This is a genomic window from Streptomyces sp. NPDC057702 (genome assembly GCF_042799315.1).
Classification (GTDB): Bacteria; Actinomycetota; Actinomycetes; order Streptomycetales; family Streptomycetaceae; genus Streptomyces.
Genome location: NZ_JBHVJC010000035.1, coordinates 45,900 through 64,938 on the forward strand (window position 1 = coordinate 45,900; position 19,039 = coordinate 64,938).

General features: G+C 72.6%; 14 protein-coding genes and 1 CRISPR repeat array. Of the genes, 7 read left to right on the top strand and 7 right to left on the bottom strand.

Annotation, left to right across the window (positions count from 1 at the left end; genetic code table 11):
* Positions 1-737 precede the first annotated feature (737 nt).
* Both ACFVFR_RS25105 and ACFVFR_RS25110 read left to right on the top strand, forming a co-directional pair.
* Complete coding sequence (locus ACFVFR_RS25105) at positions 738-2,108, top strand: serine hydrolase domain-containing protein (RefSeq protein ID WP_383705511.1); 1,371 nt, start codon at positions 738-740, stop codon at positions 2,106-2,108.
* 466 nt (positions 2,109-2,574) lie between these two features.
* The gene (locus tag ACFVFR_RS25110; RefSeq protein WP_383705513.1) at positions 2,575-3,360 is read left to right on the top strand and encodes an SDR family NAD(P)-dependent oxidoreductase; all 786 of its coding nucleotides are present in this window, start codon (positions 2,575-2,577) and stop codon (positions 3,358-3,360) included.
* Between the two features lie 103 nt (positions 3,361-3,463).
* Here ACFVFR_RS25110 and ACFVFR_RS25115 read toward each other — a convergent pair whose 3' ends face one another.
* Positions 3,464-3,688, bottom strand: coding sequence for a DUF397 domain-containing protein (locus ACFVFR_RS25115; RefSeq protein ID WP_383705516.1), 225 nt, complete (start codon positions 3,686-3,688; stop codon positions 3,464-3,466).
* Entirely contained in the window at positions 3,685-4,515 is an 831-nt protein-coding gene (locus tag ACFVFR_RS25120; protein WP_383705518.1) for a Scr1 family TA system antitoxin-like transcriptional regulator, read from the bottom strand. The genes ACFVFR_RS25115 and ACFVFR_RS25120 overlap by 4 nt, the downstream gene beginning before the upstream one ends.
* A gap of 398 nt (positions 4,516-4,913) precedes the next feature.
* On the opposite strand from ACFVFR_RS25120, the gene ACFVFR_RS25125 reads away from it, so the two are divergent.
* On the top strand, positions 4,914-5,366 hold the full coding sequence (locus ACFVFR_RS25125; protein ID WP_383705520.1) for a hypothetical protein: 453 nt from the start codon (positions 4,914-4,916) through the stop codon (positions 5,364-5,366).
* On the top strand, positions 5,363-5,851 hold the full coding sequence (locus ACFVFR_RS25130) for a hypothetical protein (protein ID WP_383705523.1): 489 nt from the start codon (positions 5,363-5,365) through the stop codon (positions 5,849-5,851). Before ACFVFR_RS25125 ends, ACFVFR_RS25130 begins: the two co-directional genes overlap by 4 nt.
* Before the next feature lie 127 nt (positions 5,852-5,978).
* Here the strand turns inward: ACFVFR_RS25130 and ACFVFR_RS25135 are convergent, their stop codons facing one another.
* Positions 5,979-6,830, bottom strand: coding sequence for an EamA family transporter (locus ACFVFR_RS25135; protein ID WP_383705526.1), 852 nt, complete (start codon positions 6,828-6,830; stop codon positions 5,979-5,981).
* A gap of 585 nt (positions 6,831-7,415) precedes the next feature.
* On the opposite strand from ACFVFR_RS25135, the gene ACFVFR_RS25140 reads away from it, so the two are divergent.
* The gene (locus ACFVFR_RS25140) at positions 7,416-8,003 is read left to right on the top strand and encodes a DinB family protein (protein ID WP_383705528.1); all 588 of its coding nucleotides are present in this window, start codon (positions 7,416-7,418) and stop codon (positions 8,001-8,003) included.
* Between the two features lie 467 nt (positions 8,004-8,470).
* Here the strand turns inward: ACFVFR_RS25140 and ACFVFR_RS25145 are convergent, their stop codons facing one another.
* Both ACFVFR_RS25145 and ACFVFR_RS25150 read right to left on the bottom strand, forming a co-directional pair.
* Positions 8,471-9,241, bottom strand: coding sequence for an NAD(P)H-dependent oxidoreductase (locus ACFVFR_RS25145; RefSeq protein ID WP_383705530.1), 771 nt, complete (start codon positions 9,239-9,241; stop codon positions 8,471-8,473).
* 1,213 nt (positions 9,242-10,454) lie between these two features.
* A CRISPR array of direct repeats spans positions 10,455-11,703; the repeat unit is 29 nt; unit sequence CTGCTCCCCGCGCACGCGGGGATGGACCC.
* Positions 11,704-13,162: 1,459 nt separating this feature from the next.
* Positions 13,163-13,855, bottom strand: a complete 693-nt coding sequence (locus tag ACFVFR_RS25150; protein ID WP_383705533.1) for a DUF4873 domain-containing protein — start codon at positions 13,853-13,855, stop codon at positions 13,163-13,165.
* Between the two features lie 201 nt (positions 13,856-14,056).
* Between ACFVFR_RS25150 and ACFVFR_RS25155 the strand changes: the two genes are divergently transcribed.
* Positions 14,057-14,965 (top strand): diiron oxygenase, encoded by a 909-nt coding sequence (locus ACFVFR_RS25155; protein ID WP_383705536.1) that lies wholly within the window; start codon positions 14,057-14,059, stop codon positions 14,963-14,965.
* Positions 14,966-15,153: 188 nt separating this feature from the next.
* Here the strand turns inward: ACFVFR_RS25155 and ACFVFR_RS25160 are convergent, their stop codons facing one another.
* A complete protein-coding gene (locus ACFVFR_RS25160) occupies positions 15,154-16,083 on the bottom strand; it encodes an aminoglycoside phosphotransferase family protein (protein ID WP_383705538.1) in 930 nt (309 codons plus the stop codon).
* Positions 16,084-16,285: 202 nt separating this feature from the next.
* Between ACFVFR_RS25160 and ACFVFR_RS25165 the strand changes: the two genes are divergently transcribed.
* On the top strand, positions 16,286-17,071 hold the full coding sequence (locus tag ACFVFR_RS25165) for a class I SAM-dependent methyltransferase (RefSeq protein WP_383705540.1): 786 nt from the start codon (positions 16,286-16,288) through the stop codon (positions 17,069-17,071).
* Positions 17,072-17,298: 227 nt separating this feature from the next.
* Here the strand turns inward: ACFVFR_RS25165 and ACFVFR_RS25170 are convergent, their stop codons facing one another.
* Complete coding sequence (locus ACFVFR_RS25170) at positions 17,299-18,948, bottom strand: penicillin-binding transpeptidase domain-containing protein (RefSeq protein WP_383705542.1); 1,650 nt, start codon at positions 18,946-18,948, stop codon at positions 17,299-17,301.
* Positions 18,949-19,039 lie beyond the last annotated feature (91 nt).

Genomic DNA, 19,039 nt, shown 5'->3' on the forward strand with positions numbered 1-19,039 from the left:
TGTTGGGTGTGGTCCGTCGGGCGCTAGGGCCTGCGCCCCGCCCCAACCCCCCCCCGCCCCCCTCGCGCACGCGGGGACGGCCCGGCCGCCGCGCGGTCGACGGCTTTCAGCTCCCGGCCCCCGAGCCGCTCCCCGTGCGCCCCCTGGGGCGGCCCCGCGTCTCGTAGGCCGGACCGCCTCACGTCGGGTGAGGCGCCGGGTGGGGGTTGGACCTCCACGTTGGGTGAGGGTTGGGTTCCCACGTCGGGTGGGGGTTGGACCTCCACGTTGGGTGGGGGTTCGGCCCTCACGCCGGGTGTGGGTTGGACCTCCACGTTGGGGGGCCCTCGCGTTGGGTGTGGGTTGGGCCTGGGCCCCTACGTCGGGTGAGGGTTGGGCCCCTTCGCGCTGGGTGAGGGTTGGACCCTCTCACGCCGGGTGAGGGTTGGACTTCCACGTTGGGGGGCCCTCGCGTCGGGTGAGGGTTGGACGCCCTCACGTCGGGTGAGGGTTGGGCCTCCACGTTGGGGGCCCTCGCGTTGGGGGAGGGGCCTCGTGGTGGGTGGGGTGGGCGGAGGCTGCTCGGGGTCTGGGCCGTGCTTTGGGGGGATTGACCGGTTCCGGCCCGGTCTGCGGGAACCGGCGTGGGGGCGTTGGGCGGAAGGGAGACGCTGGGACCCGGCATAAGACGGCCACGGGGCGCATTGCACCATGGAGGGTGCACAGCGCGGCGAGACGGAATGTGGGAGTAGGCGACAGTGGTGGACGTCCAGGGCACGGTGGCGCCCGGTTTCGAGCCGGTCCGGGACGCGTTCGCGGCCAACTTCGCGCAGCGCGGCGAGCGGGGGGCCGCGGTGACCGTCTACCGGGACGGCGCCAAGGTCGTCGACCTGTGGGGTGGGGCCCGCGACGCGGACGCCGTCGGACCGCACGCCGCCACCGGACCGGATGCCGCTGGATCGGAGGCCACCAAACCGACCGTCACCCCCGAGCGGGACGCCGCCCCCGGGCAGACCGGCCCGGCCGGCGAGGTCGCCCCCGCGCCGTGGGAGGCGGACACCGCGCAGGTGGTGCGCTCGGTGACCAAGGGCGTGGCCGCCACCGTGCCGCTGCTGCTGCACCAGCGCGGGCTGGTGGACCTGGACGCCCCGGTCGGCACGTACTGGCCGGAGTTCAAGGCGAGCGGCAAGGAGCGCGTCCTCGTACGCCAACTCCTCTCGCACCGCGCCGGGCTGCCCGTGCTCGACGTGCCGCTCAGCCCGGCCGAGGCCCTCGACGGGGTCAGCGGGCCCCGAGCGCTGGCCGCGCAGGCGCCGCAGTGGGCACCGGGCACGGCGCACGGGTACCACGCCCACACCTACGGTTGGCTGGTCGGCGAACTGGTCCGGCGGGTCACCGGGCGGACCCTGGGGTCCTGGGTGGCCGAGGAGGTCGCCGGGCCGTTGGGGCTCGACCTGTGGGTCGGGCTGCCGGAGGCCGAGCGCCACCGGGTGGGCCGGATCGCCGCGATCGAGGCGCCCGCGCCGCCGGCCTCGCGGGGCCTGCGGGTGCGGGCGAAGCAGACCGTCGCCGACGCCTACCGCGACCCCGCGTCGCTGACCCGGCGCGCCTTCGGCGTCATCGACCCGCTGCCCGACGAGAACGACCCGGCCTACCGCGCCGCCGAACTCCCCGCCTCGGGCGCCGTCGCCACGGCCCGCTCCCTGGCCCGCCTCTACGCCGCGCTCATCGGCGACGTGGCACCGGAGGCCGGACACGGTGTGGTCGCTGGTGTGGCAGGTGGTGCCAGTGAGGTCGCGGGAGGTGCGGTGCGGGGGGCGTTGCCCGGTGCGCGGCGCCTGTTCGCGCCGGCGACGCTGACCCTGGCGCGTACGGAGGAGTCGGCGGGCCCGGACCAGGTGCTGGTGGTGCACACGCGTTTCGGGCTCGGGTACATGCTGCACGGTTCGGCGGCGCCGCTGCTCGGGCCGGGCGCGTTCGGCCACCCCGGGCGCGGCGGTTCGCTGGCCTTCGCCGACCCGGAGGCGGGCATCGGTTTCGGGTACGTCACCAACGGCATGCAGAAGAACGTGACCGCCGACCCGCGCGCGCAGGCGCTGACCCGCGCGCTCCAACGCAGCCTGGCCTGAACGTTCCGCTCGCCGCGAGCTGGCCCGAGACGACCGCACGTCGCGCGCTGACGGGAAGTGGCCGCTTGTCGCGTACTGACCCCAAGCGGCCCCTCGTCGTGTGCCGACCGGAAGCGGCTGCTCGCCCCTCGCGGCCCGATGCGGCCCCGCCCCTCCTCGCGTCCTGGCTTCGCCGGGGCCCCGTACGTCGCCGGGCGTCGGCCTGCCGGGTGCCCGGCCCGGTGTGGCCACCGGGCTTCTCCCGACCCTGGGTGGCCTCCGTCTGTCGCGCCCGGCTCACCGCGTCCCGAGCCGGAAAGCCCCCCGCCCGTCGCGTCCGGCTCCCGTCGGGGCCTGCGCCTGTCTACGGGGGTGGGCGTGGACGGCGGGGCGACGTCGGTCCGTCGCGCCGCTCTCTTACGCCGGGCGCACCCGCCGCCTACGCTGCCGGGACCAGGATGATCAACGGCGGAAGGGGCGGCACCCGATGCGACGGTTCGAGGGGTACGGCGTACTGATCACCGGCGCGGGACGGGGCATCGGCGCGGCCACCGCCCGCAGGTTCGCCGACGAGGGCGCGGGCGTGCTCGTCACCGACCTCGACGGCGCGCGCGCCGAGGAGACCGCCGAGGCGATCCGGGCGGCCGGCGGCCTGGCGCACGGGCTCGCGTGCGACGTGGGGGACCGGACCGCTGTACGGGCCGCCGTGGACCACGCCGTCGAACGGTTCGGCTCGCTCGACGTCCTGGTCAACAACGCGTTCTCCTGCCTTCCCGACGCCCCGCTCTTCGAGGACCAGAGCGACGAGGACTGGGAGCGCGACCTGGACGTGACGCTGACCGGCGCGTTCCGCTGCGCGCGGGCGGCGCTGCCGGAGCTGGCCAAGGCGGGTGGGCGCGGCGCGATCGTCAGCGTCGGCTCGGTCAACGGCGAACAGGACTTCGGCAACCACGCCTACAGCGCGGCCAAGGCGGGCCTGACCAGCCTCACCCGCACGCTGGCCGGCCACGCGGCGCCGCGCGGCGTACGCGTCAACCTCGTCGCCCCCGGCACGGTGCGTACGCCGGTGTGGGCGGGGCGCGAGGACGCGCTCGCTCAGGCGAGCGCGTCGTATCCGCTGGGTCGGGTGGGCGAACCGGGGGACGTCGCGGCGGCGATCGCGTTTCTCGCTTCGCGCGACGCGGCGTGGATCACGGGGGTGACGTTGCCGGTGGACGGTGGCCTGCTGATCAGCAATGTCGCCTTGCGGCGGGCTTTGGCGGACGAGGGGTAGCCGCCTCCTCGCGGCGGGGGCGCCTCCTCGCGGCGGGGGCGCCTCTTCGCGGCGGGCGGACGGCTGTACGCCGCGAAGAGGCGCCCTGGTGTCGTGCCCGGGCTCAGCCCCGGAACTCGCCTGCCTTGACGCTGGTGATGAACGCGTTCCAGGCTGCGGGTTCGAAGGTGAGGGCGGGTCCGCTCGGGTCCTTGCTGTCGCGGACGGGGACGGTGCCATGGTCGCGTGCGTAGGTGGGCACCCACGCGACGCAGCCGTTATCGGACCCCCCGCTGAATGACGACTTGACCCAACCAATCAGGGTTGATGCGTCGCGGATGCTACTCACGTGTACTCCCTCACGTAGTGGTGGATCAGCTCTAGCGAGTCTGCTGGCGTCAGCGCCTGCGCCCGTGCCACGTCAAATCGCTGTACGAGATCAACGACTTGTCGTGGCACGTCGACCACATCACCAGAACCGTAGCTTTCCACCAGGGCCGTTGTCGTTCCATTCTCCATGGTCAGCAGGGTGAGGCTGCCGCCCATCAGCGGGTGGAATGGCTCGGTGAATGGCAGGACTTGAATGTTGATGTGAGGCTGCTCCGCAGCCTGGAGCACGTGGCATAGCTGCTCAGTCATGATGTGGCGATCGGCGACCAGACGCCTCAACGCTGATTCATCCATGATCGCCCAGTACTGTGGCGGGTTAGTACCTTCAAGTAGCTTTTGTCTGCGCAGGCGCAATGCCACGTGCTCCTCTAGGGCCGGCAATTCGCTTCTCCGCAGTCCGAATGAGAATAGCGCTCTGGCATAGTCCCTGGTCTGTAGCAGCCCTGGCACCAGACTGCTAGTGAAGACTTGGAGTCGAATGCACTTGGCCTCATGAGAGAGATAGTCGTGGCTGTACTCCATAACCAACGAGTCCTGGGCGATGGCTAGCGCATCGACGAACAGTTCGCCTGTCCCGAAATGGTCGTCCAGCGCATTTGCCAGTGCTTCGGATGGCAGTTGCTCATGTCGTTCGACGCGGCTGATGTATGAGTGCGGGTAGTGCAGCTTTTCCGCCAGCCCGCGCAGGGAGAGACCTGCCTGTTCGCGGAGGCGTCTGAGCTGTCGCCCCGGGAAGGTGCGCGCCGTAGCCCTGCCGCCCAGTTCTTTCGTCTCGTGGAGCTCCATCCCACACGCCTCTCTTGTGTGCGGTGTGACCTGCGCCCCGTAGGTTCCGGGTCGCTGGTTGTGAGCGTAGTCCTCGTGGAGCAACCCTGTAGGGAGTTGGTCACAATCTGTGACCGCATCCCGCGTTTGTGGCGCCGCGCGTGTACTCACGCCAGCTCCTTTGCGCCACGACGACGTTGTCAGCTGTCGTTAGGAACGAGCACCGTTCATGAACCGCGAGCACACGATGACCCTGAAGGTCTACCGCCTACGTGCCGGCGAGCAGCCGGTTCCGATTGCTCCGATCGCCACCGTTCAGATCGACCCAACCAGCCTGAGTCGGAGCGAACTTGAGGCGCGGCACCTCTCCACCGCCTGGGGCCCCTGCCGGTGCCCCCTGCATCGCGCGGGGTGGTCCGGTGAGTGACGCGCGGGGGGCGCGCGTCGGCGGCGTATCGGCGGGCGTGGACGGTGAGTCCGGATTTCGGCCGGGGTACGCGCGTGCGCTGCGGTACGTGCTGACCGGTGAGCACGAGATCCACACCGTCGCCGGGGTCGTACTGCGGTTCTTCCTCGCCGACCCCGTGCGGGTCGCTGCGGACGGCGGGTGGCGGCCCGTGTCGGACCGGGAGTTCCAACTCGCTTACGAGAACTCGCTGTTCGACATGGACGCGGCGCGGCGGAACGAGATCCGGCCCAACGCGCGGCACGTGCAACTCACCTTGGACGCCGTCGCCGGGCCCGGCGGCTACTTCTGGTCGGACGGACAGGCGGAAGCGGGCGTCATGACGGCGAACGGGAAGACGCCCGCGGAGTGCGGGTTCCGGATGCCGGAGGCGTGGGGGCGGACGAGTGGCGGGGGTGGGACGTGAGCGCGGCGCGACGGTTACGTGTGGTGCTGGTGGTGTGGAAGCCGCGTAACGCCGGTGATCCGGGCGACGTGACCACGGCCGGTTGGCCGCACGTACTGCAGGTGCAACTGGCCCGCGACGCCGACGTGTGGGAGCCGCCCAGCGCTGTCGTACGGCCCGGCGAGGGCGTGGAGGTGGCCGCCGCCCGGGTCGCGGGCGCGCTGGGGATCGGCCTGCCGACCATGCGGCGGGTGTTGGCGGTGGACGAACGGCCGGCGGCCGGGGGCGGGCCCGCCGAACTGGTGCTGCTGGTCGACGGGGGGTGGGTGACGGACGCGGACGTGGCGGAGGCGGCGGACTGCCTGTGCGCGCACGAGCGCGACTGTCGGCACCGGCGACGTTGGGCCACGGCGGAGTTGGCGTGCGCGGAGGACGCCGCGCTCGCGGTCGGGCTGGGGGCGGCGGTGGGCCTGGCCCCGGCGTTCGTCGTCGCGCGGGAGGACTGAACGGGCTCCACCCGCCGTAGCGGGGGCGCCTCGGGTGGTCGACCGACGCGCCCCACCGGGGCCCACCACGCGTGCGGCCCGCCCCCACGCGGGCCCACCACGTACGCGGGCGCCCGCGCGCGCCGGCTCAGCCCGCGTGCAGCATCAGGCCGATGCCCGCGACCATCAGGCCGGCCGCCGCGATCCGGGCCGTACCGAACCGCTCCTTGAGGAAGAGCGCGCCGATCGCGGCGCCCACCAGGATGCTGGACTCGCGCAGCGCCGCGATCGGCGCGAGCGGCGCGCGGGTCTGCGCCCACAACACCAGCCCGTACGCGAACACCGACAGTACCCCGCCGCACAACCCGCGCACCGCCAGCGGCCGAAGCTGGCGGCCGAGCGCACGCCGGCGGGTGGCCAGCGCGTACGCCGGGATCGCCAGGCCCTCCAGGATCATCAGCCAGCCGATGTACCCGAGCGAGGTGCCGGAGGCGCGTACGCCCATGCCGTCCACCACGGTGTACGCGGCGATCGACAGGCCCGTGGCCACGGCGGCGACCAGCGCGGCCCAGTGCGGTCGGGAGCCGGAACCGCGGATGCCCCACAGGGCGAGGCCGACCAGCCCGGTCGAGGCGACGACGACGCCCGCCGTCTGCCAGCCGTCCGGTCGCTCGTGGACGAACACGGCGGCCAACACGGTCACCACCAGCGGCGCCGTGCCCCGGGCGATCGGGTACATCTGCCCGAAGTCGCCCAGCCGGAACGAGCGCATCAGCAGCATCTGGTAGACGACGTGCAGCGCGGCGGAGGCGACGAGGTACGGCCAGGCGCCGGCGGCCGGCACCGGCGCCCACGCGATCAGGCCCAGCCCGCAGAGCAAGCCGCCGCCGGAAACCAGCGTGAAGGCCAGGAGCTGGTCCTTGATGCCGTGCGCGATCGCGTTCCAACTCGCGTGCGTGACGGCCGCGATCAGCACCGCCGCCGCGACCAGCGGGGTCACGCGAGCACCCGGCGCGCGCTCACGATCGGCCCGGGGCCGGGGGCACAGGGGGGAGCGTCCATGGCCGCCACCGTAACTCAAGTTGTATAGCCAACACGATGAGCTGCGTCACGGGAGTGGGTACGGAGAGCGGCCTCCGGGGCGGACCCCGGGGCTGGGGGCCTGGGGAGTGGGGGCCTGGGGAGTGGGGGTGGTGGCGCCGGCGCGGGTTCCGTGCGCGTGGTGTGGTGGGCTGCGCGCCGGGCGGGGCGCGCGGGGGGCGCTTCCCTGGCCGGGGGCGTACGGCACTCTCTGGTCGAGCGTGGCCCGGGCGGTGGGCTTCGCCGGTTCGGTGACGTGGGTGGGGGAGGTCGGCGACGTGGGGGAGGTCGCTGTCATGAGGGGGTGGCGTCACGGAGAGGGGCGGTGACATGGAGGAAGTCGGTGTCACGGCGGGGGTTGGCGGTCTCGCCCGACATGGCGAAGGGGGCCTGTGCGCTGCGCGGGGGAGCGTTCTCCTCGGTGCCGGGTCTCGGCTCCGGCTGCCGGCGCGGACCAGGTGCGTGATCTTGAGGGCGCGAGCGCCGCATGGCAGGCTCGTGTCGCATGATCGATGACATCGCGAAGGACACCCTGCGCAACAGACTGCGGCGGGACCGCGAGGCGCTGCTCTGGAAACTCGACGGCCTGTCCGAGTACGACGCCCGCCGGCCCCTGACAGCGACCGGGACCAACCTCCTCGGCCTGGTCAAACACGTCGCCAACGTCGAGGCCAGGTACTTCGGCGAGGTCTTCGACCGCCCTTCGCCGGAAGGGCTGCCCCGGTGGCAGGACCACGCTAACAGCAGTGACCTGTGGGCGACCGAGGACGAGACCCGCGACCAGATCACCGAGTTCTACCGGCGCACGTGGGAACACTCGGACGCGACGCTCCACGCGCTTCCCCTCGACGCCTCCGGCTACGTGCCGTGGTGGCCGGAGCCCTATCCCAACACGAACCTGTTCGCCGTCACCGTCCACGTCCTCGGCGAGACCATCCGGCATACCGGACACGCCGACATCCTGCGTGAGGGCCTCGACGGCCGGACCGGAGTACGTGCCGAATACGCGACGGAGATCGACGAGGAAGCCCGCGCGGCCTACCGCGCGAAGATCGAGCAGGCCGCCAGGACTGCCACGTCCGGCGGGGCCTAGCCGGGCGTATCGGGCGGCCACCCTTGCTGGCGCGCGCCCGCGCACGCGGGGCGCGCCGCGGCCATCCGACCAGCCCGCGCGGTTCGCTGCCCGTGCGTCGCGCGACGGAGCGGGTCGCGCGCACAGAAGACCCCGGGTGACCGGCGCAGGTGCTGGCGCGGGCCGCTGTCGCTGAAGACGCCCGCCGCCGGTGGCGCGGGCCGCCGCCTACCTCCTGGCCACCGGCATCGACCGTACCGCGTACCGCTGGCCGACCGCGCCCGCACCCTGGCCGGCGCCGACCCCGACGGCCTACCTCCACCCTGTGGCCGCCACCTGGTCCCCGTCCATCGACCGAGCCGAGAGGCCCGCGCCCTGCCGGACTGGCACGCTCCCTCGCCGAAACCTCGGGGAGGCCGGCCAGGCCCAGACCGCCCGCGCCCACGTCCACCACCCGACCACCACCACAAGCCGCTACCTCGCCGCCATCACTCGGCGCGGTAGTGGGCGGCGGTGCCCGTGGTGTGCGGGGCGAGTTCGGGGCGTAGAACCAGGTCCTCGTCGTAGTCGCCGCCGTTCTGCTGACGGAAGGGGAGTGGTCTGGTGTGGGGGAGGTCGTCCAGGCGCTGGCGCAGGGCGCCGGCGTGGACGGCGTACGCGGCGTCGTCCACGCGGTCGGCTCCGTGGACGAGCAGCGGGGGCAGGACCTCGATACCCGCGTACCACAACGTGCCGTGCTGGAGGGGGAAGAGCAGGTCGTTGAGCTCGCCGTTGATGCCGCGCGGGCCCAGGCTCGACTCCCGGGCGCCGGCGGTGACGAGGACCATCGCGCGCTTGCCGGCGAGCGCCCCCTCGCCGTAGCGCACCTGTCGCCCCTGGGCGTCGCGGACGCCGAAGGCGAAGCCGGCGACGAAGACACGGTCGAACCAGCCCTTGAGGATGGCCGGCATCCCGTACCACCACAACGGGAACTGCACGACGAGCGTGTCCGCCCAGGACAACTTGTCGTGTTCGGCGCGGATGTCAGGAGACAACGCGCCCCGTTCGAAGGCCCGTTGGGCCGCGTCGCCGACCAGCAGCCGCTCGCCGTCGGGGTGGGAGAAGTCACCGGCCCTGACGACCGGGTCGAACGTCATCGCGTACAGGTCGCTGGTACGCACCTCGTGCCCCTGGTCCAGGAGGTGTTGGACACCGTCGCGGTGCAGGGAGCCGTTCAGGGAGCGGGATTCGGGGTGAGCGGTGAGCCACAGGGCTTTCACGGGGTGTTCCCTCCAGGCAGATCCATGATCGTGCGCGCCTACCCGGCCCACCCCGGGGCAACCTGTGTGGACGGGGTGGCTTGTGTGAGTGGAGTGGCTTGTGTGAGTGGGGTGGCTTGTGTGGGTGGGGTTGCTGTGTTGCTGGGGTGGCTTGTGTGGGTGGGGTTGCCCGCGTTGCTGGGGTGGCTTGTGTGGGTGAGGCTGCCTGCGTCGCTGGGGTGGCTTGTGCGGGCGGGGCTGCCTGCGTCGCTGGGGCGGTTTGCGCGTTGTGGGGGTGAGTTGCGTGGGTCGGGGAGGCTCGGCGTTGCGGGGGTGGCTTGTGCCTTGCGGGGGTGGGTTGCGTTGTTGAGGTGGCCTGCGCCGCTGGAGTGGCTGGCGGCGCGGGGGAATCTGCGGTGCTGGGGTGACCTGGGCTGCGAGGGCGGCCTGCGCTGCTGGAGTGGCTGGCGTTGCTCGGGTAGTTCGCGTTGCTGGGGCGACTCGCGCTGCCGGGGCCGCCTCGTGTGTGGTGGGGGCCAGTCCCTGCCGCGCCGTGGCGCCTGGTCTCCGCAAGCGGGTCGGCTGGGGCTGGCGGAATGTGTGGGGTCGCGGTGCGACCTACCCGGCCTTCACGACCTCGCCCGTCGGCAACGGGCGGGCGGCGTGCTTGTCGTGCTCGTCGTACCCGTCGAGATGACCGAAGCGGCGGGTGGCGGCCTTGGTGGGTGACGTCTTGGCGCCGGCCCCGCGCAGAGGGTCGACCGGGCGGCGCGGGGCGAGTTGGTGGCAGGGACAGGGTGTGATCAGGGACAGGTGTGATGAAAACGCGGTAGCGGTAGCGGTCGTACTCCTCCGCCGCCTCGTCGCGTTCGTCCCCAGGCGACGGGGGCGCGGGCCGCGGGGCCGAGCAACCGCCGCGGTCGACGATCAGCGCGGCACGCCGCTTGCGGAGCCCGGTGGACAACCGCGGCCCGTCTGACCGACTTCCCGGCCGGGAGGCCCAGCCGCAAAGCCGTACGGCAGCCCGGCGCCAGGCACGTGCGCCAGCGTCCGGTGGCCGCCGCGACCACGGGCTCAGCGAGGTCGGGGTGAGGTGGCCCACCGCGCGGCTAGGCTGTGCAGCCTGGCCGACGGGAGGGCGCTGTGGGTGATATGTGCGGCTTGGTCGATAGGTCGCGATCCGAAGAAGTTGCAGAAAACCGGGGTGTCGCCCGGTAAACCCGCAGGTCAATTACTGCTCCCCGCGCACGCGGGGATGGACCCTCGTCGGGGCTGTCGGCCACCATCGTCAACCCCTGCCCCCCGCGCACGCGGGGATGGACCCGTCTCCATCCGCGCGCGGACGCGGGCCAGCTCCTGCTCCCCGCGCACGCGGGGATGGACCCGCCTGATGCCTCGCCGGGTATGCGTGGAGTGCCTGCTCCCCGCGCACGCGGGGATGGACCCGGGGCCCCGGACTTCAACGCCTCAGTCAGGGCCTGCTCCCCGCGCACGCGGGGATGGACCCTCCCGCGCGGGGGGTTTCGTCACCAGCCGCTCCTGCTCCCCGCGCACGCGGGGATGGACCCGGCACCACCTTCGCTGCGCTCCGCGAGACCTTCTGCTCCCCGCGCACGCGGGGATGGACCCGACCTCAAAAAGCCGAAGCACCCGGTGCCGGTCTGCTCCCCGCGCACGCGGGGATGGACCGGTGCTCTTCTACCTGTTCGTCCTCGGTCTCGCCTGCTCCCCGCGCACGCGGGGATGGACCCCACCCAGCAACGACCGGTCGCCGCCTCTCGACCTGCTCCCCGCGCACGCGGGGATGGACCCCGCACCCGCCAGGGCGGGGACGGCAGCAGCAACTGCTCCCCGCGCACGCGGGGATGGACCCCGGACGGCGTACCGGATGCGACAGTCCGACGACTGCTCCCCGCGCACGCGGGGATGGACCCGGCCCCTACCCCTGACGAAATGGCGCGCCGCGCTGCTCCCCGCGCACGCGGGGATGGACCGGAGGACCGATGGCGACACGAGTGGCGATCGGCCTGCTCCCCGCGCACGCGGGGATGGACCCGAGTTCGCCGATCTGTCGCGGGAGTGGTGGGACTGCTCCCCGCGCACGCGGGGATGGACCCCGAGAGATCGGGTTCTTATGGTTACTGAGAGTCTGCTCCCCGCGCACGCGGGGATGGACCTCAGCCGGCCCTGACCGATAGTCAGCACTGCGCCTGCTCCCCGCGCACGCGGGGATGGACCCGCGCCGCAACCGTGTCTCGCGGGTCATCATCCCTGCTCCCCGCGCATGCGGGGATGGACCCGGACCGCCGTGCGATCCGCGGGTGCCGGGCGGCTGCTCCCCGCGCATGCGGGGATGGACCCGGCGCCTGGGGTCAAGCGCCGGGACCTGCGCCCTACTCCCCGCGCACGCGGGGATGGACCCCGCGACGTCGTGCGCGTCGAAATCGAACTCGGCTGCTCCCCGCGTACGCGGGGATGGGCTGCCTGGTTTCGCCGGATGGGGTCGTTGGCCTGCTGGCGGCAGAGCGCTGGTGATGGGCGAGGTGGGGCTGCGTGCCGACCCACCCATCACCGCGCCAGCCCGGAGCCGCTGGACGCCTGTGATCTGCTTCCCGACGTCGCGACCGCGAGGCCCATCGCTAGGCGCGAAGCCGTGTGCCAGCCCAGCGGTGGGCACATGCGCGGACAGGGCGCCAGCGTCTGGTGGCTGATGCGACCACGGGCTCAGTGAGGTCGGGGCGAGGAGACTCAGCGCGCGGCTAGGCTGTGCAGCCTGGCTGGCGGGAGGGCGCTGTGGGTGATATGTGCGGCTTGGTCGATAGGTCGCGATCCGAAGAAGTTGCAGAAAACCGGGGTGTCGCCCGGTAAACCCGCAGGTCAATTACTCTGCTCCCCGCGCACGCGGGGATGGACCCCGGGCCTGGCTCAGGCGCCGGTGCAGCCACCACTGCTCCCCGCGCACGCGGGGATGGACCCTGCGCGAGCGGGACGTCGCGAAGCACCGGGCGACTGCTCCCCGCGCACGCGGGGATGGACCCTTCGTGGCCACGATGGGGCCCTGGGATGGTGTCTGCTCCCCGCGCACGCGGGGATGGACCCAAGCTCGAAGGCGGCACCCGGTGCCGCATGAGCTGCTCCCCGCGCACGCGGGGATGGACCGCCCAGCCAGGGGCAGCCGGACCTGATCTGGGACTGCTCCCCGCGCACGCGGGGATGGACCCCGAGATCCTCTCGCGCCGCGATGTGATCGTCTCTGCTCCCCGCGCACGCGGGGATGGACCCACACCCGCAGCAGCCACCAGCATCAGCACGCCCTGCTCCCCGCGCACGCGGGGATGGACCCTGGGGCTGGACTTTAAGTAGACGACGAGTAAACTGCTCCCCGCGCACGCGGGGATGGACCCGGCTTGCCCGCCTCGGCCTGGGCGATGGTGCGCTGCTCCCCGCGCACGCGGGGATGGACCCTGCCGAATCGACGCCGGCGAGTCGAAGAACGGCTGCCCCCGCGCACGCGGGGATGGGCCGTGGCTGGCCATCGGCGCCGGCGCCAGCATCTTCTACTCCCCGCCCACGCGGGAACGGGCTCCGGCGAGTTGGCCGGGGCGGACCGGGGCGCCTGGGTCGGCCGGGTGGAGAAGCGATGGCTGTGGCGGGTGGGCCGCGCTGGGCTGCGCGCTCGGCTAACGCGTACGGCCAGGGCATGCGGGGCGCCCGAGGCAGGGTGCGGTCGGGCGAGATGGCGGCGGGCTGCGGCCGGCGGGTTGGGCAGGGCGACGCGGGTGGCGGGCGAACCGGATGACGTCAGCGTGTGGGGTGTGGCGGACGCGGACGCGGACGTGTGGGTGGGTGTGAGGGTGCGGCCCTCCCCACGACGGGTGGGCCGGGCGCGTGTGGGGACCGGACGGGTCGGCAGAATGGGCCGGTTGGTGTCCGGGGCAGCGGTCAGGCCGTGGCCGGCGGGTCGGCCCCCTCGGACGGGGCGGGTGATGCCGACGGGCCGGAAACGCCAGGTGAGACCGGCAGACCAGACACGCCAGATGGTGCCGACGGGCCGGACCCGCCAGGTGAGGCCGGCAGGCCGGACACGCCGGGTGGGCCCGGGACGTGGAACGGCGGGGTGCTCACACCGGTGACGCGGTAGCGGTTCCACGGGTCCGGTTCGGAGAGTTCGCCGCTCGCCTCGCCCTGCGGGGTGCGGATGCGGGCGGCGGCGCGCCGGCCGCCGAGGAGGCCCGCCAGTTCCGGGGCGCCGACGACCCGGCCGTACCAGTGGTAGCGCCCGTCAACGGGCTGGAACGTGCCGCGCAACCACACCTCGACGGTCCGTTCCCGCCCCTCGACCTCCAACACTGCGGGCCCGCGATAGCCCGGCTCGGGGTCGATGTCCGCGTCGAAGCCGGTGGCGATGCCGGTGTCAGTGGCGCCGCCGGAGTCGGAGTCGGAGTGGAAGCCGGAGTCGGAGTCAGGGTCGCGGCCGGGGCCGGGGCCAGAGTCAGGGTTGGGGTCAGGGCTGGGCCCGATGGCGTGGTGGGGGTCGTGCGGGGCCGGGGCGCCGGCCGAACTGGGTTGGGCGGCGGCCTCGGAGGCGCCGGCGGTCGCGTCGGCCGGCCGCTGAGGCGGGGGAGGGGGTGACATGACACGGCTCCTCTGGGCGGTTCCACGGCGTCATGGGAGAGGCGGGGCGCGCGGGAGCCCGCCGGGCAACGTCCCTTAAGGGACGCCACGTTGGCCCGGTCGTCGGGCCCCGACTCTTGACTCTCGCGGTACGGGATTCCATGCTCCTGAGAGTGGCTGTTACCTCTGGTAACACCTTAGTTCGTGAAGGAGTGGAACGCCATGGCCCGTTCGCTGCCCGACACGAAGGTGGGCGACAGGGAGAGGACCGCCGCCCGCCTGCTCGCCTCGTCGGCGAAGAAGTTCTACGACCCGGAAGTGGACGTCGACTGGGACGCTCCGCTGGTCGACGGCGGGCACTATCTGCCGCCGCACCGCGTCTCCCTCTACGGCACCCCGCTGTGGGACCGCCTCACCGAGGAACAGCGGCTCGAACTCGGCAAACACGAGGCGGCCACCATCGTCAGCGTCGGCCTCTGGTTCGAACTCCTGCTGATGAAGATGCTGGTCAAGGCCGCGTACGACGGTGACGCGCGGACGCGGCACATCCAGTACGCGCTGACCGAAGTTGCCGACGAGTGTCGACATGTGACCATGTTCGCCCGGCTGGTGGAGCGTATCGACTGCCCGGCGTACGGGCCGCCGCGCTATCTGCACCAGATCGCCAAGATCCTTCCGGCCGTCGCGTACGGGCCGGCCATGTACGGCTCCATTCTGGTCGCCGAGGAGATCACCGACCGACTCCAGCGCGAGATGACCGGCGACGACTCGATCCAGCCACTCATGCGAATGGTGAACCGCATCCACATCATGGAAGAGGCGCGGCACGTCACCTTCGCGCGCGAGGAAGTCATCCGAGGCATGGCCGGCCTGGGCCGCGCCGAACTCCGCTACCAGCGGATGCTCATCGCCCTCGTCTCGTACTGCATCTGCCGCAGCCTGATACATCCCCGGGCGTACGCCGCCGTCGGCCTCCACCCCAGGGAGGCATGGCAGACCGCCCACGCGAGCCCGCACTACCGCGCGTCCATGCGCTACCTCGGCGAACGCATCGTGCCCTTCCTGGACGACGCGGGCCTGATCGGCGCCCCTGGCACGCGCCTCTGGCGCGCCTCCCATCTGATCGCCTGACCGGCTGAGAAGTGCGACGCCGGCCGGCGCGGCGAGGTCGTGGTGGTGAGGTCGGAGTGGCGCCCGGGCCGGCGGCCAGCCCGAAGGCGGTGGAGTGCTCGGGAGTCGGGTGGTCAGGCGGCGGGCGGCCGGCGGCTGCCCGGGGCCACGCGCGGACGATGCGGGCCCCACGCGCGGCCGACGCGCGATCAGCGCTCCGTGAACAGCTCCGCCACGTGCTCCGCGAGCTGCGCGATCCGCTCCCGGTCCGGCCCACCGCGCGCCACGGTGAACCCGTGCCGACGGCCCCAGAACGCCGCCTGCACCGCCTGGAGTTGAGCCCACCGCCGTACCCGTACGCGATCCAGTCCGGCCGCCTCGGCGAAGACCTCCACCGCGCGGCGCAACCCGCCGTCCAGGTCGCCGGACGCGAGCAACGGCAGCGCGCGCGAGGTGAGCAGCGCCCCCGCGTCGTACGCCGGATCGCCGACGTACCCCTTCGGGTCGATGGCCAACCAGGGCTCACGGTCCGCGCGCAGCACGTTCCGGGCGTGAAGATCGCCGTGTACGAGGGTCTCCGGCTGACGTCGCCCCAACTCCTGTACGGTCGCCAGCGCCGCGTCCACCACCCGGCGCGGCATCCCGTGCGGCAGCTCCCGCGTGTCCGTGCGCAGCCGTGTCTCCCACTCGTCGGCCCGGTCGTGCAGTCGTGGCAGGTCGGGCGGTGCGGGAACGGCCAACCGGTGGCTGAGCCGGCCCGCGACCCGGGCCACCTCGTCGCCGTCGGCGACCTCCGCGAGTGTGTTCGCCTGGGCCCGCTCCAGCATCATCGCGAAGTGCTCGTCGGCGCGCTCGTACAACAGGACCGCCCCCCGCCCGCCCCACGTCGCGAACGCGTCCGGCTCGTGCACGTTGCCCGGGTGCGGGAACGACACCTTCAGAACAGCCGACTCGCCATCCCTTCGACGCACCGGCACCACGATCCCCACCGCCCCGTGGGTGACACGCCCGTCCGGTACGCACCTCCAGTGTTCTACCAACTCATCGACAAGTGAGGGGAGTTGGCGAATCCATTCCGCTCCGGGCTCGCCCTCACGCTCGATGGTGGACTGCTGGAACTCCTCCGGTACCACGATCATTCGGGCACAGTACGCGGCGCACCGCCACCACCGCCGAGTGCCCCCCACCCCTGCCACGACCACCCGACCGCCGTTCGGCGCCCCCCCCGCGAACCAACCCGGCGATCCCGTCGCCGCGCCACGCCGGGACGAGGCATGCGGCCCGCCCCCGTCGCCCGAAATGGAGCCGCGCCCGGACCTTTGCCCGCCTACGCTCCTCCCGGTGACGACACCACCCACGAACTCCGCCAACCACGCCGCCATCCAGCAGTGGAACACCTTCCCCCGCGCCGTCATGGAAGCGATGGACCCCGACGGCGACTTCGCCAAACGCCACCTGATCAACCCCGCGCTGCTGCGCATGCTCGGCGAACTGGACGGCCAACGCGTACTGGACGCGGGCTGCGGACAGGGCTACTTCAGTCGCATGCTCGCCGCCCGAGGCGCTCGCGTCACCGCCGTCGAACCCACCGACGCCCTCCTGGGCTATGCCCGCGAGCGGGAGGCGGCCCACCCGCGCGGCATCCGCTACGTACAGGGCGACCTCAGTCAACCGCCTGACCTGGGCGAACCCTTCGACGCGGTGGTGTGCAGCATGGTGCTGGGCGCCATACCGGACTGGAAGCCGGCCCTACGCTCCTGTGTACGCGCCCTGCGGCCGGGCGGGCTGCTCGTCCTCGCCCTCAACCACCCGGCGTTCGAGCAACTGCTCGCGACCTGGCGCGCCCACGACGCCTACCGCACACGGCGCTATCTGGCGGAGTACGAGATCCCCCAGACCCACGCCACCGACTACCACCGCCCCCTCTCTGCCTACCTCAACGAACTCGCCGACCAGGGCTGCCGACTCCGCGAACTCGCCGAACCAGCACTCGATCCCGCCATCGCCCGGGAGGCCGCGCCGACCACCCCCGGTATCGAGAGCTACGTCCACCTGCCCAACTTCGCGATCATCGCCGCCGAACGCACCCCACACCACCTCGCCCACACGCCCCACCCTCAACCCTGAGCCCCCAACCCTGAGCCCCCAACCCTGAGTGCCCAGTCCTGGCCTCCGGCCACCCACTCCCCGTCACCACAGCCCCCGTGGGGCCGCTCCCGCCGGCTCGGCCAGCGGGAACGGGTCCGCCGAGGCCGCCGCGTCAGGCGGGGTCCTCGGCGGCCCTCAACCCTTCCCGCCCTCTCTCCGCGCGGCGGCCAACCCTTCCCGTGCTACCGCGCGGCGGCGAACCCCTCTCAGCCCGCCCGCAGCAGGGACGCGACGATCGGGCCCGCCGTCTCGCCGCCGTGACCACCCTGCTGGACGACCGCCGCAGCGGCCAGGTCGCCCCGGTACGCCGTGAACCAGCCGTTGGGCTTCTTCTGTCCGTCCACCTCCGCCGAACCCGTCTTCGCCCCGACGTCCCCGGTCAGGCCCGACATCGCCTGGGCGCCCGTCCCCGCCGTCGCCGTCAGCTTCATCAGCGACTTGAGCTGCTTGACCGTGTCCGGCTTCATCGCGCGCGGAGCCTTGGCCAGGGTGCGGCCGTCCAGGCTCGGGGCTACCAGGTACGGCTGGCGGAACGTGCCCGTGCTCGCTGTCGCCGACACCGAGGCCATGGTCAACGGGTTCATGCGCACCCCGCCCTGACCGATCAGCGACGCCGCCTTGCTCGCGTCCTGCTGGACGGGGACCGCGCCGTCGAAGGTCGGCACGCCCGTCTGCCAGTTGAGCCCGATCCCGAACACGTCCCGCGCCTCCTGCGTCAGCGCGTCGTCCGACAGCTCGGACGCCTGAGTGATGAAGGCCGTGTTGCACGAACGGGCGAAGCTCTGGTCGAAGGTGCCGCCCTTGATCTCGAACTTGTCGAGGTTCTGGAACTTCCAGCCCCCGTACGACGCGAACTTCGGGCACGGATGCTGCTTCCCCGTCCCCGCCAACCCCTTGTCGAGCAGCAGCGCCGACGAGACGACCTTCATCGTGGACCCCGGCGCGAGGGAACCCTGGAGGGCGGTGTTGAAGCCCTCGGCCGGAGAGTTGGCGAGTGCCAGTACCTCACCCGTACTCGGCTTGATCACCACGGCCGACGACTTCGGCCGCGTCGCCACCTGCTGCTCGGCGACCCGCTGCAACCCGGCGTCCAACGTGGTCCGCAGCGTGCCCGGCGATCCCTTGGACAGCACCTTCAACGTCTCGTCCGGCGTCTTGCCCGCGCGATCGACGTACAGCTCCACCCCCGCCGTGCCGCCCGCCTTGGCCCCGTACTTCTCCCGCAGCCCCGACAGCACCACCTTGAGCGTGGGGTGCTCGGCGGGCACCAACTCCTTGCCGTTGCGGTCCACCGCCTTGATCGGCGGCTTCTGCGCCGGCCCGGTGCGCACCGTGTCCCCGGTCCGCAGCTTCGGGAAGACCACCGAGGGCTTCCAGTCCACGAGCGCCCGCCCCGTCCCGGCGTCGCGCACGACGGTCAGCGCGGAGTCGTACGTCCAGGTCGCCCGGTGCTCCTCGTGTGCGACCTGGGCCGTGACGTGGAACGGGGTCTTGGCTCCGGTCGGCGTGCCCGGCGTCAACGTGACCTTGTTGACGCGCGCCAGCTTGCGATAGCCCTCCAGCGCGCCACGGGCGGCTTTCTCGTCGCTGGTGAGCGTGGCCGCCTCGGTCGCGTCTCCCCGACCCCAGGCGGCGAGGAAGTCCCCGGTCGTCCGCCGTACCTCGGCCTCGCTCGGCGGACCGGTCTTCACCGGCGCCTTCTTGCTCGTCGTGTCACCGGTCTTCGCGCTGGTGACCGTCTCGTCGCCAGCGGAGTCGTCCTTGTCCGAGGTCAGGCTGTACGCGCCGTACCCAGCCGCGCCGACCATCGCAGCGAATACCCCACCGATGACGGCGGTCTTCGCACCCTTGCGCATTCGAGAACCCCCACAGTTCCTCAGCCCCCTCATCAGGTGCTGAAAGGGGCGGCGCGGGGCACTCTACCGGCACTCTTCGTGAGCCTCCGCC

Excerpts from the sequence above, each read along its gene's own strand:
- ACFVFR_RS25160 (WP_383705538.1), bottom strand. The coding sequence starts at position 16,083 with ATGATCGTGGTACCGGAGGAGTTCCAGCAGTCCACCATCGAGCGTGAG.
- ACFVFR_RS25110 (WP_383705513.1), top strand. The coding sequence starts at position 2,575 with ATGCGACGGTTCGAGGGGTACGGCGTACTGATCACCGGCGCGGGACGG.
- ACFVFR_RS25140 (WP_383705528.1), top strand. The coding sequence starts at position 7,416 with ATGATCGATGACATCGCGAAGGACACCCTGCGCAACAGACTGCGGCGG.
- ACFVFR_RS25120 (WP_383705518.1), bottom strand. The coding sequence starts at position 4,515 with ATGGAGCTCCACGAGACGAAAGAACTGGGCGGCAGGGCTACGGCGCGC.
- ACFVFR_RS25150 (WP_383705533.1), bottom strand. The coding sequence starts at position 13,855 with ATGTCACCCCCTCCCCCGCCTCAGCGGCCGGCCGACGCGACCGCCGGC.
- ACFVFR_RS25155 (WP_383705536.1), top strand. The coding sequence starts at position 14,057 with ATGGCCCGTTCGCTGCCCGACACGAAGGTGGGCGACAGGGAGAGGACC.
- ACFVFR_RS25170 (WP_383705542.1), bottom strand. The coding sequence starts at position 18,948 with ATGCGCAAGGGTGCGAAGACCGCCGTCATCGGTGGGGTATTCGCTGCG.